13 protein-coding genes are annotated in these 11,816 nt (G+C 65.8%); 3 read left to right on the top strand and 10 right to left on the bottom strand.

The window, feature by feature from the left end:
- The first annotated feature begins 48 nt into the window (after positions 1–48).
- Genes hpaI through ACNH6H_RS23735 form a run of 3 tightly spaced genes read left to right on the top strand, consistent with a single transcriptional unit; the run spans position 49 to position 2,800 of the window.
- On the top strand, positions 49–867 hold the full coding sequence (hpaI, locus tag ACNH6H_RS23745) for a 4-hydroxy-2-oxoheptanedioate aldolase (RefSeq protein ID WP_418320743.1): 819 nt from the start codon (positions 49–51) through the stop codon (positions 865–867).
- Positions 868–875: 8 nt separating this feature from the next.
- Positions 876–2,609 (top strand): FAD-dependent oxidoreductase, encoded by a 1,734-nt coding sequence (locus ACNH6H_RS23740; RefSeq protein ID WP_418320742.1) that lies wholly within the window; start codon positions 876–878, stop codon positions 2,607–2,609.
- Positions 2,606–2,800 carry a hypothetical protein gene (locus tag ACNH6H_RS23735; RefSeq protein WP_418320741.1) on the top strand — a complete coding sequence of 65 codons (195 nt, stop codon included), beginning with the start codon at positions 2,606–2,608 and terminating at the stop codon, positions 2,798–2,800. Before ACNH6H_RS23740 ends, ACNH6H_RS23735 begins: the two co-directional genes overlap by 4 nt.
- An 11-nt stretch (positions 2,801–2,811) precedes the next feature.
- Here the strand turns inward: ACNH6H_RS23735 and ACNH6H_RS23730 are convergent, their stop codons facing one another.
- The 10 genes from ACNH6H_RS23730 to ACNH6H_RS23685 form a co-directional block, all read right to left on the bottom strand.
- Positions 2,812–3,486: a glutathione S-transferase family protein gene (locus ACNH6H_RS23730; RefSeq protein WP_418320740.1), complete on the bottom strand. Its 675-nt coding sequence runs from the start codon at positions 3,484–3,486 to the stop codon at positions 2,812–2,814.
- Positions 3,483–3,998 (bottom strand): VOC family protein, encoded by a 516-nt coding sequence (locus ACNH6H_RS23725; protein ID WP_418320739.1) that lies wholly within the window; start codon positions 3,996–3,998, stop codon positions 3,483–3,485. Before ACNH6H_RS23725 ends, ACNH6H_RS23730 begins: the two co-directional genes overlap by 4 nt.
- 77 nt (positions 3,999–4,075) lie before the next feature.
- Positions 4,076–4,522: an acyl-CoA thioesterase gene (locus tag ACNH6H_RS23720; RefSeq protein WP_418320738.1), complete on the bottom strand. Its 447-nt coding sequence runs from the start codon at positions 4,520–4,522 to the stop codon at positions 4,076–4,078.
- A gap of 11 nt (positions 4,523–4,533) precedes the next feature.
- Positions 4,534–5,250 (bottom strand): ABC transporter ATP-binding protein, encoded by a 717-nt coding sequence (locus tag ACNH6H_RS23715; protein ID WP_418320737.1) that lies wholly within the window; start codon positions 5,248–5,250, stop codon positions 4,534–4,536.
- 138 nt (positions 5,251–5,388) lie between these two features.
- The gene (locus tag ACNH6H_RS23710) at positions 5,389–6,144 is read right to left on the bottom strand and encodes an ABC transporter ATP-binding protein (RefSeq protein WP_418320736.1); all 756 of its coding nucleotides are present in this window, start codon (positions 6,142–6,144) and stop codon (positions 5,389–5,391) included.
- The gene (locus ACNH6H_RS23705) at positions 6,131–7,126 is read right to left on the bottom strand and encodes a branched-chain amino acid ABC transporter permease (RefSeq protein WP_418320735.1); all 996 of its coding nucleotides are present in this window, start codon (positions 7,124–7,126) and stop codon (positions 6,131–6,133) included. Before ACNH6H_RS23705 ends, ACNH6H_RS23710 begins: the two co-directional genes overlap by 14 nt.
- A gap of 5 nt (positions 7,127–7,131) precedes the next feature.
- Complete coding sequence (locus ACNH6H_RS23700; protein WP_418320734.1) at positions 7,132–8,013, bottom strand: branched-chain amino acid ABC transporter permease; 882 nt, start codon at positions 8,011–8,013, stop codon at positions 7,132–7,134.
- A 235-nt stretch (positions 8,014–8,248) separates the two neighbouring features.
- Positions 8,249–9,421 carry an ABC transporter substrate-binding protein gene (locus ACNH6H_RS23695; protein WP_418320733.1) on the bottom strand — a complete coding sequence of 391 codons (1,173 nt, stop codon included), beginning with the start codon at positions 9,419–9,421 and terminating at the stop codon, positions 8,249–8,251.
- Positions 9,418–10,227 carry an alpha/beta fold hydrolase gene (locus tag ACNH6H_RS23690; protein ID WP_418320732.1) on the bottom strand — a complete coding sequence of 270 codons (810 nt, stop codon included), beginning with the start codon at positions 10,225–10,227 and terminating at the stop codon, positions 9,418–9,420. The genes ACNH6H_RS23695 and ACNH6H_RS23690 overlap by 4 nt, the downstream gene beginning before the upstream one ends.
- A complete protein-coding gene (locus tag ACNH6H_RS23685) occupies positions 10,224–11,789 on the bottom strand; it encodes a benzoate-CoA ligase family protein (protein WP_418320731.1) in 1,566 nt (521 codons plus the stop codon). Before ACNH6H_RS23685 ends, ACNH6H_RS23690 begins: the two co-directional genes overlap by 4 nt.
- Positions 11,790–11,816 lie beyond the last annotated feature (27 nt).

The raw sequence follows: 11,816 nt of genomic DNA, 5'->3' as shown, positions 1-11,816 counted from the left end.
GTTTCGCCGACGCTGCATTCAGCCGCAATCACAATGCCCGGCAACAACATGCTGCCGCTCAACCGTCTGCCGAGGAGAACCGCCGTGCGCAACCGCTTCAAGCAATCACTGACCGAGCGCCGCCAGCAGATCGGCCTCTGGCTGAGCCTGGCGCAGCCCTATACCGCCGAACTGTGCGCAACCGCCGGCTTCGACTGGCTGCTGGTCGACGGCGAACATGCGCCGAACGATGTGCGCAGCGTGCTGGCGCAGTTGCAGGCGATTGCGCCATACCGCGCGCATCCGGTGGTGCGTGTCGTCAACGGCGATCCGGCACTGATCAAGCAGGTGCTCGACGTCGGCGCGCAGACCATCCTGGTGCCGATGGTCGACACCGCCGCGCAGGCTGCGGCTGCGGTGGCCGCGACGCGTTACCCGCCGCAGGGCATCCGCGGCGTCGCGCCGGCGGTCGCGCGCGCCTCGCGCTGGGCCCTGCATGCGGACTACATCGATGTCGCGAACGACGAAACCTGCCTGCTGGTGCAGGCCGAGACGGCCACCGCGTTGCAGAACCTCGATGCGATCTGCGCGGTCGACGGCGTCGACGGCGTCTTCATCGGCCCGGCCGATCTGGCGGCGTCGATGGGCCACCGCGGCAAATCGGGCCATCCGGAGGTCAAGGCCGCGATCGACGATGCGATCCGCCGCATCGCTGCCAGCGGCAAGGCCGCCGGCATCCTGACCGACGACAACGACACCGCACGCCACTATCTGGCAATCGGCGCCCGCTTCGTCGCGGTCGGCATCGACACCGCGCTGCTGGCACGCGCGACCAGAACACTGGCTGCGGAATTCGGCATCGCCGCGACGGCCACCGGCGAAGGATGAACCGCGCAATGGAACGCAACTTTGTACCCTACCCCTTCGAGCCGACCCGGCACGCGGCGCAGTTGCCGCCGCTGCACGACGGCGTCGAGCCGCAGCGCCACCGCGTCGTGGTTGTCGGCGGCGGCCCGGTCGGCCTGTGTGCCGCGCTCGGGCTGGCGACGCAAGGCGTGCCGGTCGTGCTGCTCGAGGCCGACGATTCGGTCTGCGCCGGCAGCCGCGCGATCTGCATCTCGCGGCGCAGCCTGCAGATCGTCGAACGCTTCGGCGCGCTCGACGGCTTCATGAAGATCGGCCTGCCGTGGACCGGCGGCCGCAGCTTCTACCGCGACCAGCAGGTGCTGCAGTTCAACATGCCGCAGGACGAAAACCAGAAGCTGCCGCCGATGGTCAATCTTGCGCAGTACCACATCGAACAGATCCTGCTCGACCGCGCACGCGAATTGTCTGGCCTGATCGACATCCGCTGGCAGACACGCGTCAGCGGCATCGAGACAAGCGACGACGGCGCCCGGCTATCGGTGACGACCCCGGCCGGTGATTACGCGCTCGAGACCGACTGGCTGGTCGCTGCCGATGGCGGGCGCAGCTTGATCCGCGAGTCGCTCGGCCTCGCGCTGCACGGCACCAGTTACGAAGGCCGCTATGTGATCGTCGACATCCTGCTCGAGACCGACCGCAAGACCGAACGCCTCGCCTATTTCGACCCGCCGTGCAATCCGGGCTCGACGGTGCTGGTGCACAAGCAGCCGGACAATGTCTGGCGCATCGACTACCAGTTGCGCGACGGCGAGGATCCGGCCGACGCGATAAAACCGGAAAACGTGATGCCGAGGGTCGAAAGCCTGCTCGAGATGATGGGCGAGCGAGGTGCCTGGGCGCCGATCTGGATCACGATCTACAAGGCGAATGCGCTGACGCTCGATCGCTACCGCCACGGCCGCGTGCTGTTCGCCGGCGACGCCGCGCACCTGCTGCCGATCTTCGGCGTGCGCGGCGCCAATTCGGGCATCGACGATGCCGACAACCTTGCCTGGAAGCTGGCGCTGGTCGTCAAGGGACTGGCAGGGGATGCGCTGCTCGACAGCTATTCCGACGAACGTGTCGCCGCCGCCCACGAGAACCTGAGCCACGGCAGCAAGAGCACCGAATTCATGGCGCCACCGTCGTTTGCATTCGATCTGATGCGCAGCGCGGTGCTCGGGCTGGCTGCGCGGCATCCGGCGCTGCAGTCGCTGATCAATCCGCGCCAGACGACGGCGATCAGCTACGACAGTTCACCGCTGAATGCCGCGGCAGCCGCGTCGGCGGCATTTGCCAGTGGTCCGGCACCCGGCGCAGTTTTTCTCGAATCCCCGCTGACGCTGCTGGCCGACGGCGCATCCCGAGCAGGCTACCTCAGCGACCTGGCCGGGCCCGGTTTTGCCGCGCTGTATTTCAGCGACAGCGGCGAGGTGCCGGCAACACTGCGCGAGGTCGAGCAGGTGCTGCATACGCGCGGCATTCCGTTCGTGCTGCGGGTGCTGGCGCGCACTGCCGCCACTCCGGGCAGCGGCGTCGACGGTCACGACCACACCGGCCGCCTGTTCCCGATGTACGGCGCCGCACCCGGCAGCCTGTACCTGCTGCGTCCCGACGGGCATGTGCTGGCGCGCTGGCTGGCGTGTGATCCGCAAGAGGTCGAGCCGGCAATCACCGCTGCACTCGGCTTGCCATCAACGCCCGGCCAGGAGATGCCGCAATGAACGAACGCGACCGCGATGCCGCCTATACCCGGCTGTGCACGACGATGACCGAACTCGGCGAGCCGCAGGCGCAGCTGTTTCTCGCGCGCTTTGCACTGCTGGCGATCGAGCAGATCGACGATCCTGCCGTGGTCGAGCGGCTGATCGACGCCGCTGCGGTCGATCTGACCGCGCGATCCGCTGACCGCTGAGCCGCGCCCGTTCAAACGCGAACGAACTCCCTGCCCTTGTTCGCGGCGACAAAACCGTCGAAGACCTCGTTGACCTTGCCCCATGACGGCAGCGCCTTGATGTTGGCGAGCCAGCGGCTGATGTTCGGATAGGCAGCGAAATCGCAGCCGATCCACTCGCCGATCGACACCACCGACGCGCCGAAATAGTCGGCAATCGTCAGCTGGTCACCGCACAGATAGGGCTTGTCCGGGCCCAGCCAGTGGTCGTCGAGGATCTGCAGCCAGTTCTTCGCCTGTTGCTGGCCCCAGGCGATCGCGCCGGCATGGGCTTCGTCGCTGCGCCGGCGGTGGTGCGGAAACAGCTGCGCATACACGACGCCATAACCGAAGCTCTGGTAGAGCTGGGTATTGAGCCAGTCCATCATCTCGTTGACCTTGGCGCGCTGCTTCAGGTCCTTCGGATAACTCGGGAGGTCGTACTTGTCGGCCAGGTATTTGAGGATCGCCGAGCTTTCGGTCAGCCGCAGATCGCCGTCCTCGAGCATCGGCACCAAGCGATTCGGATTGATCGAGACATAGGCTTCGCCGTGGTGCGCACCTTGCAGGATATCGACGACCTCCTCGTCGCATTCGATGCCGTTTTCCGCCAGCAGCAGCCGCACCGGGCGGCTCGCGGTCGACACGGGATGCATGTAGAGCTTCATGGTGCCTCCTTTGCGGTTGGGTTGGCGGAATCGCCCGCCTTGCGCTCGGTCCAGCGCTGCAACATCTCGCGCGCGCCATTGCGCGCCGGATCCATCTGTTCGTCGTGGTCGGCGCGCTTCGCGCACAGTTCGATCACGTAGCCGTTCGGATCGCGGAAATAGATCGAATCGATGAAACCGTGGTCCGACGGTCCGCGGCACTCGAGGCCGTGCTCGCGCCCTTTCGCGAGCATTGTCGGCAGCACATCGGCGTCGACTTCGAGCGCGATGTGCAGGTCGAAGTCATGCTGATTCTTGAACTCGAACGGCAGGTCGTCGGTCTCGAAGAAGGCCAGGTGCGAGCCGTCGTCGAGTTGGTAGAAGGTATGCAGCGCCTTCGTGTCGCGGCCGGTCTTGGTCTGCCCGATGTCGAGCGTCTTGACCAGCGGCAGGCCGAGAAAATCCTCGTAGAAGCGGCGCGTCTGCTCGGAGTCGCGGCAGCGGTAGGCGTTGTGGTGCAGCTTGCGGATCATGACCGTCCTCTCGAAGTCCGCGGGTTTCGATGCTAGCGCCATCGGGGGCCGGCCGCCACCCGCAGTCGCCGCGCCTGTCAGGACTGCACGAGCAGCGGCTGCAGCGCCCGCAGCAGCAGATCGGGGAGCGCTGCCGGCCGCCGCGTCTGCCGGTCGACGTAGACGTGGACAAAGTGGCCGGCGGCGGCTGCCGATTCGGCGCCAGCCGCAAACAGGCCGACCTCGTAGCGCACGCTGGAGCGGCCGATGCGGGCGACGCGCAGGCCAGCGTCGACGGTTTCCGGAAAGGCAAGCGGCGCAAAATAGTTGCAATGGGTCTCGACCACCAGGCCGATCGAGGCGCCGTCGTGGATGTCGAGCGCGCCGCTATCGATCAGGTAGCGGTTGACCGCGGTATCGAAGAAGCTGTAGTAGACGACGTTGTTGACATGGCCATAAATGTCGTTGTCCATCCAGCGCGTCGAGATCGACTGGAAATGGCGGTAATGGCCGCGCTCGCGGTTGGTCTGCTCTTCCCCGGCCATCGCCTTGCCCCTCAGACGCCGAGAAAGGCCGCGAGCTCGTTGCTGCGCCTGACCTCGTCGGCCGTGCCTTCGAGCACGACCTGGCCCTTCTGCAGCACCAGCGCCCGATCGGCCTGCGACAACACCTTGCGGTAGTCGCGGTCGACGATCAGCGTCGCGATGCCGCTGGCGCGGATCTCGGCGACGACGCGCCAGATCTCGACGACGATCAGCGGCGCCAGGCCCTCGGTCGCCTCGTCGAGGATGATCAGATCCGGATGCGTCATCAACGCCCGACCGATCGACAGCATCTGCTGTTCGCCGCCGGACAACTGGTTGCCCTGGTTGCCGATGCGTTCGCGCAGCCGGGGGAAGGTCTCGAGCACGCGATCGAGTGTCCAGTCCTTGCGGCCGTCGCGGCCTTCGCGCGCCGCCATCACCAGGTTCTCGCGCACCGACAGGTTCGGAAAGACGCCGCGGCCCTCCGGCACATAAGCCACGCCGCGGCGCGCCACTTCATACGGCTTCGCGCGCGACATGTCTTCGCCGAAAAAGCTGATGTGGCCCGAGCGCTGGGTCACGTGGCCGAGCAAGGTGCGGATCAGCGTGCTCTTGCCCATGCCGTTGCGGCCAAGCAGCCCGACCGTCTGGCCGCGGCCGATCTGCAGATTGACGCCGTGCAGCACATGGCTGGAGCCGTACCAGGCATGCACATCGCGGGCATCGACGATCAGGTCAGTGGTGCTCATTTCAAGGCTGCACTTGTGCTCGTGTCCGTCGGAGGGGCTTCAGCCCCGATTGGATGGTGGGGCAGCAGCCCGAATCGGGGCTGAAGCCCCTCCCACAAAGGCCGCTCCCACAGCGGCAGCATCGCGCGGACTTTCATCTCAATGATCCTCCCCAAGGTAGGCCGCGCGAACCTCGGGGCTGTTGCGAACCTCGTCGGGGTTGCCGGTCGCAACGACCGCGCCGTTGACCATCACGGTGATTTCATCGGCGATGCGGAACACGGCATCCATGTCGTGCTCGACGAGCAGGATCGCGTGGCCTTGCTTCAACTCGGCGAGCAGCGCCAGCATGCGATCCGTTTCCTCGGCGCCCATGCCGGCCAGCGGTTCGTCGAGCAGCAGCACCTCGGGATCGGTGGCCAGGCACATCGCGATCTCGAGCTGGCGCTTCTGGCCGTGCGACAGCAGCCCGGCTTCGCGCTCGAGCACATCGTCGAGGCCGGCCCGGCCAGCGGCGACGCGCGCGGCCTCGCCACTGCGCTTGCAGGACGCAGCACTTTCCCAGATCGCCCACGGCCGCGGCGTGCGCGCCTGCGCGGCAAGCCGGCAGTTTTCGAAGACGCTGAAAGTCGGATAAATCGTCGTGCGCTGGTAGCTGCGGCCAAGGCCGGCACTGGCGCGGCGCGGCTGCGACCAGCCGGTGACATCCTTGCCGAGCAGTTCGACCTTGCCTTCGGACGGCTCGATTTCACCCGACAGGATATTGATCAGCGTCGATTTGCCGGCGCCATTGGTGCCGATCACCGCATGGACATGGCCACGCTGCAGATCGATCGAGACCTTGTCGACGGCCACCAGGCCTCCCCAGCGCCGGGTGATCTCGCGGCCGCGCAGCAGCACTTCAGGCGACGTCATTGCGCACCTCCGGTTGGCGGTTGCCGCGGCCGGCCAGCCGCTGGCGAATCTGGTCGGGTACGCCGATCAGCCCGCGCGGCAGCAGTGCGACGCTGATGATGATCGTCAGGCCGAGGCCGAGGTGCCAATGCTTCGCAAAGGCGCCGAACACCGCGTCGGACTTGAAGAATTCCTGCAGCAGCACGAAGGCAAAAGCGCCGATCAGTGCGCCACGCAGGTGGCCGATGCCGCCGAGGATGATCATGATCAGCAAGGCGCCGGACAGGTGCCAGCTCAGCATCTCCGGATTGACATAACCGTCCTTGATCGCGAACAGGAAACCGGCCAGCCCGGCGATCGCGCCGGAGATCACGAAGGCAGCGAGCTTGTACGGATAGGTCGTGAAGCCGGTGGCGCGCATCCGTTGCTCGTTGACGCGGATGCCGGCCAGCGCGCGGCCGAAGCGCGAGCGCAGCAGCTGCCCCAGGAAGGCAAAAACGGCGATCAGGCAAGCCAGTGTGAATACATACTGCGTCATCGACTGGCCGAGGTCGAGGACGCTGCCGAGCACCGGCGTCATGTACAGGTAGATGCCGTCGGTGCCGCCGCCGATCGGCGTATCGTGGACGACGAAATAGGCCATTTGCGCGAATGCCAGCGTCACCATGATGAAGTAGACGCCCTTGGTTCGCAGCGACAGCGCGCCGACGACCAGCGCATAGACCGCAGCGGCGATCATGCACGCCGGCAGCAGCCACAGCACCGATGGCGAGGTGTCCTGCGGCGACAACATCACCGCCGCATAGGCGCCGATGCCGAAAAATGCCGCCTGCCCGAAACAGACCAGCCCGGTGCCGCCGACCAGCAGTTCGAGGCTGAGCGCGAGGATCGCGTAGATCATGATCTTCGTGACCAGATCGAGGCCATAGTCGCCGGCGACCAGCGGGTAGAGGCCGAGCGCGCCGAAGGCGAGCACGACGCTGAATAACTTGGATTTGCTCATCTCGATCATCCCGCCTTGAACAGACCGTCCGGCTTCCACAGCAGGATCAACGCCATCATCACGTAGACCAGCACGCCGGCAGCCTGCGGCAGCAGCACCTTGCCGAAGGTGTCGACCGCGCCGATCAGCAACGCGGCGACCAGCGCCCCCTTGATCGACCCGATGCCGCCGATCACGACGACGACGAAGCAGATGATCAGCACCGAATTGCCCATGCCCGGATAAACCGACGACACCGGCGCGGCGACCATGCCGGCGAAGACCGCGATCGCAACCCCGGCGGCGAACACCACGCGGTAGAGAAACTTGATGTCGACACCGAGCGACTGGACCATCTCGCGATTGGTGCTGCCGGCGCGGATCATCATGCCGAGCCGGGTGCGCGTGAAGACCAGGTACATGCCCAGCGCCAGCAGCAGGCAAACGCCGGAGATGAACAGGCGGTAGACGGGATAGGTCATCAGATCGCCGAGCGGAATCGTGCCGGCGAGGATCTCCGGCGCCTGCACGCCGTGCACGTCGTCACCGACCAGCAGGCTGCGCAACTCCTCGAAGACGAGAATCAGGCCATAGGTCATCAGCACCTGCTGCAGGTGTTCCCGTTCATACAGGTAGCTGTAGAACACCCACTCGAGCACATAACCGAGCAGCACCGCCAGCACGACGCCGACCGCCAGCGTCGAGAAAAACCCGCCGCCAAACGTGCTGCCGACGATCGGCGCCAGCGCAAACGCCATGTAGGCGCCGATCATGTAGAAGCTGCCATGCGCGAGGTTGATCACCCCCATGATCCCGAAGATCAACGTCAGCCCGGACGCAACCAGGAACAGCAGCAACCCGTACTGCAACGAGTTCAGGCACTGGATCAGAAATGAGGCGAGGTCCATGGTGTTCACCGGATGGGTGTCGGGCACAGCAGCCCTCAGGGCGCGCTGCAAAGCAGGCGCCGAAAACTTAAACGAAACTCAGGTCGAGGCCGACTTTGTGGGAGGGGCTTCAGCCCCGCTCGGGCTGCTGCCACACCATCCAATCGGGGCTGAAGCCCCTCCCACGAACACCCACCGACCTCCGCCCCTTGCTGCGCACACGGCCCGGACTCGGACCGCGCAGCAGGAAAGCGCGTTACATGCGGCAGCCGCGGCCCGGGTCGACCAGGCCCTTCGAGGCGATGCCGACGACGACGTTTTCCTTGCCCTTCACTTCACGCAGGTAGAAGTCCTGGATCGGGTTGTGCGACTTCGACATCTTGAACGGGCCGCGCGGGCTGTCGATCGTCGCCTTGCGCACCGCGTCGGCAAATGCATCCTGGTTCTTGATGTCGCCCTTTGCCGCAGCCAGGCCGACGCCAAGAATCTGCGCCGCGTCGTAGCCCTGCACCGCATAGACGTCGGGCTGCTGCTTGTAGGACTTCGCATAGGCCAGCCGGAACGCGTTGTCCTTCGGCGTATTCAGGCTGTCGGCATAGTGAAGTGTCGTCTGCAGGCCCTGCGCTGCATCGCCCTGCGCGTCGAGCGTGCCGTCGGTCAGGAAGCCGGCGCCATACAGCGGAATGCTGTTCTTCAGACCGGCTGCCGCATAGTCCTTGACGAACTTGACTGCACCGCCGCCGGCAAAGAAGGTATAGACGGCGTCAGGCTTGATCGACGCGATCTGCGTCAGCAGCGCCTGAAACTCGACGCTCGGGAATGGCACCGCCAGCTCCTCGACGACCTTGCCGCCACCCTTCTCGAAGGCTTCCTTGAAGCCACCGACCGATTCGTCGCCGGCCGCATATTTCCAGGTGATCGTGACGACGCGCTTGACGCCCTTCTTCGCCAGTGCCTCGCCCATCGCATAACCCGGCTGCGAGTTCGTGAACGAGCTGCGGTAGATGTTCTTGCCGCACATCGGGCCGGTCACCGCATTGGCGCCGGCGTTCGGCACGATCAGCATCGTGCCGGTGTCCTTCGCGACCTTGGCCATAGCCATCGCGACACCCGAGTGAACCGTGCCGACGACAACATCGACGTTGTCGCGCTTGATCAGCTTGTTCATGTTGTCGGTCGCCTTCGACGGATCGGATTCGTCGTCGACGTTGTAGAACTCGATCTCGCGGCCGCCGAGCTTGCCGCCCTGCTCGGCAACGTACAGCTTGAAGCCGTTCTCGATCGCGGTGCCGAGTGCGGCAAAGGTGCCGGTGGCCGGCAGCATCAGGCCGACCTTCAGCTTGCCGGAAGACTGTGCCAGCGCCGGCGTCGCCGCGGCGGTCGCCAGCAGCGTGGCAGCTACGAGGGTGGTCAGGCGGGGAAATTTCATCGTTTGTCTCCGTTGTGTTGATGAATCAATTGTGACGCCGCGGCGATCACCGCTTCCGGCTGGTCGCGGTGCGGCGAGTGCCCGCAGTCGGGCAATTCGAGCAAGCGGGTCTGCTCAACGCGCCGCGCGATGCCGCGGATCTGCTCCAGCGTACCGTATTCGTCGTCCAGCCCCTGGATCGCCAGCAGCGGGCAGCGGATCGAGTCCAGCTCGGCTTCGATCGACCAGTCTCGGAACGGCGGGTGCAGCCAGATGTCGTTCCAGCCCCAGAATGCCGAATCGGGATCGTCGTGATGGCGCGCGAGGCGATCGCGCAGATCGGTTTCCAGGTAGGCGGTGCGCGCTTTTGCGATGCTCGCGACCGAAAGCTCCTCGACGAGGATGTGCGGCGCCAGCACGATCAGCCCCGCCACCCGCTGCGGGAACCGCGCCGCATGCAGCAGCGCGATCGAGCCGCCGTCGCTGTGACCGAACAGCCACGGCGGTTGGGCATCCGCATCGATGTCGAGCGCCTCGAGCAGCGCCGGCAGCACCTCGTGCGCCTGGCGGTGCATGAAATCGAGACCCCAGGCCTCCTCGGCCGCGCGCGGCGTCGAGCGGCCGTAGCCGGGCCGCGAATAGACGAGGCCGCGGCAGCCGGCGGCGGCGCACAAGCGGGCCGGAAAATCGCGCCACATCGAGATCGAACCAAGCCCCTCGTGCAGGAAGACGAGCAGCGGCTGGTCGCGGCGCTCCCGGCCGATCCACTGGTGCTCGATCCGCACGCGGCGGCCTGCCCAGTCGATTTCGGCGAATTGCGACGTCATTGCTTGGATTCGATCTCACGCAATTTGAAGCGCTGGATCTTACCGGTGGCGGTCTTCGGAAGGTCGGCGACGAACTCGATGAAGCGTGGGTATTTGTACGGAGCCAGCCGCTCTTTCACGAACGCCTTCAGCTCGTCCTCGCTGACCTGCTCGCCTTGCTTCAGCACGACGAAAGCCTTGGTCTTGGTCAGCCCCTCGGCATCTTCCTTTCCGATCACCGCGGCCTCGAGCACCGCCGGATGCTGCACCAGCGTCGCCTCGACCTCGAATGGCGACACATAGATGCCGCTGACCTTCAGCATGTCGTCGCTGCGACCGCAATAGGTGTAGGTGCCGTCGGCATTGCGCAGGTATTTGTCGCCGCTCTTGGTCCAGCCGCCCTGGAAGGTCTCGCGGGTCTTCGCGCGGTTGCCCCAGTACATCATCGCTGCCGACGGGCCCTGGATATAGAGATCGCCCGGTTCGCCGTCGGGCACCGGCCCACCGTCCTCGCCGCGCAGTTCTATCTCGTATCCCGGCACCGGCCAGCCGGTCGTGCCGTAGCGCACGTCGCCCGGGCGGTTCGACAGAAAGATGTGCAGCATCTCGGTCGAGCCGATGCCGTCGACGATGTCGACGCCGAACTGCGCCTTGAAACGCTCGCCGATCTCGGCCGGCAGCGCCTCGCCGGCCGACGACGCCATCCGCAAGGCGACCTGGTCGCGCGACGGCAGCGCCGGCGACGCCAGCATGCCGGCATAACCGGTCGGCGCACCATAAAAAACGGTGGTCTGGCGCTCGATCCAGCGCTTGAAGACGGCGTCCGGCGTCGGCCGCTCGGCCATCAGCACGGTGGTCGCGCCGACGCTCATCGGAAAGGTCAGCGCATTGCCGAGGCCATAGGCAAAAAACAGCTTCGCCGCGGAAAAGCAGACATCGTTTTCGGTCAGGGCGAGCACCCGCTTGCCGTACAGCTCGGCGGTCCAGTACGGGTTGGCGTGCGAATGGACGGTGCCCTTCGGCCGGCCGGTCGAACCCGACGAATACAACCAGAAGCCGGGGTCGTCGGCATTGGTCGCAGCCGGCTTCGTGGCCGGCGCGACGCCGTCGATGAAAGCCTCGAATTCGACTTCGGCCGGATGCAGCGGTGCGATCGGATGCGAGACGATCACCTTCTGCAGTTCGTGGTCGGAACGCGTCATCGCCGCCGTCAACGCCGGCAGCAATGCGCCGGAAACCAACGCCGCCTGGGCGCGCGAATGCTCGAGCATGTAGGCATAGTCGTCGGCGGTCAGCAGCGTATTGACGGCCACCGGCACCAGCCCTGCATACATCGCGCCCAGAAAACTTGCTGGCCAGTCGTTGCAGTCGTGCATCAGCAGCAGCACCCGCTCCTCGCGGCGCAGGCCCTGCTTGCGCAACGCCGCGGCGACACGGCGCACCCGCTGCTCGAGTTCGGCATAACCCAGACTGCCGTGGTCGTCGACGAAGGCGGTTTTGGACCCGCGCGTGCGGTTGGCGTCGAGCAGATGCTGGGCGAAATTGAAGCGGGCTGCGGGGGCCGCGACGGCGGGCTTGTCCATGGCTGTCTCCTGTGATGTTGTTTACCG

It is taken from the genome of Pseudideonella sakaiensis (assembly GCF_048320135.1).
Taxonomy (GTDB): domain Bacteria; phylum Pseudomonadota; class Gammaproteobacteria; order Burkholderiales; family Burkholderiaceae_C; genus Ideonella_A; species Ideonella_A sakaiensis_A.
Note: the sequence above shows the minus strand (reverse complement) of the source record. Positions and strands in the feature narration are given on the sequence as shown.

What these genes read in the sequence shown, in the direction of transcription:
- hpaI (WP_418320743.1), top strand. Translation starts at nt 49, where the DNA reads ATGCTGCCGCTCAACCGTCTGCCGAGGAGAACCGCCGTGCGCAACCGC.
- ACNH6H_RS23740 (WP_418320742.1), top strand. Translation starts at nt 876, where the DNA reads ATGGAACGCAACTTTGTACCCTACCCCTTCGAGCCGACCCGGCACGCG.
- ACNH6H_RS23735 (WP_418320741.1), top strand. Translation starts at nt 2,606, where the DNA reads ATGAACGAACGCGACCGCGATGCCGCCTATACCCGGCTGTGCACGACG.
- ACNH6H_RS23730 (WP_418320740.1), bottom strand. Translation starts at nt 3,486, where the DNA reads ATGAAGCTCTACATGCATCCCGTGTCGACCGCGAGCCGCCCGGTGCGG.
- ACNH6H_RS23725 (WP_418320739.1), bottom strand. Translation starts at nt 3,998, where the DNA reads ATGATCCGCAAGCTGCACCACAACGCCTACCGCTGCCGCGACTCCGAG.
- ACNH6H_RS23720 (WP_418320738.1), bottom strand. Translation starts at nt 4,522, where the DNA reads ATGGCCGGGGAAGAGCAGACCAACCGCGAGCGCGGCCATTACCGCCAT.
- ACNH6H_RS23715 (WP_418320737.1), bottom strand. Translation starts at nt 5,250, where the DNA reads ATGAGCACCACTGACCTGATCGTCGATGCCCGCGATGTGCATGCCTGG.
- ACNH6H_RS23710 (WP_418320736.1), bottom strand. Translation starts at nt 6,144, where the DNA reads ATGACGTCGCCTGAAGTGCTGCTGCGCGGCCGCGAGATCACCCGGCGC.
- ACNH6H_RS23705 (WP_418320735.1), bottom strand. Translation starts at nt 7,126, where the DNA reads ATGAGCAAATCCAAGTTATTCAGCGTCGTGCTCGCCTTCGGCGCGCTC.
- ACNH6H_RS23700 (WP_418320734.1), bottom strand. Translation starts at nt 8,013, where the DNA reads ATGGACCTCGCCTCATTTCTGATCCAGTGCCTGAACTCGTTGCAGTAC.
- ACNH6H_RS23695 (WP_418320733.1), bottom strand. Translation starts at nt 9,421, where the DNA reads ATGAAATTTCCCCGCCTGACCACCCTCGTAGCTGCCACGCTGCTGGCG.
- ACNH6H_RS23690 (WP_418320732.1), bottom strand. Translation starts at nt 10,227, where the DNA reads ATGACGTCGCAATTCGCCGAAATCGACTGGGCAGGCCGCCGCGTGCGG.
- ACNH6H_RS23685 (WP_418320731.1), bottom strand. Translation starts at nt 11,789, where the DNA reads ATGGACAAGCCCGCCGTCGCGGCCCCCGCAGCCCGCTTCAATTTCGCC.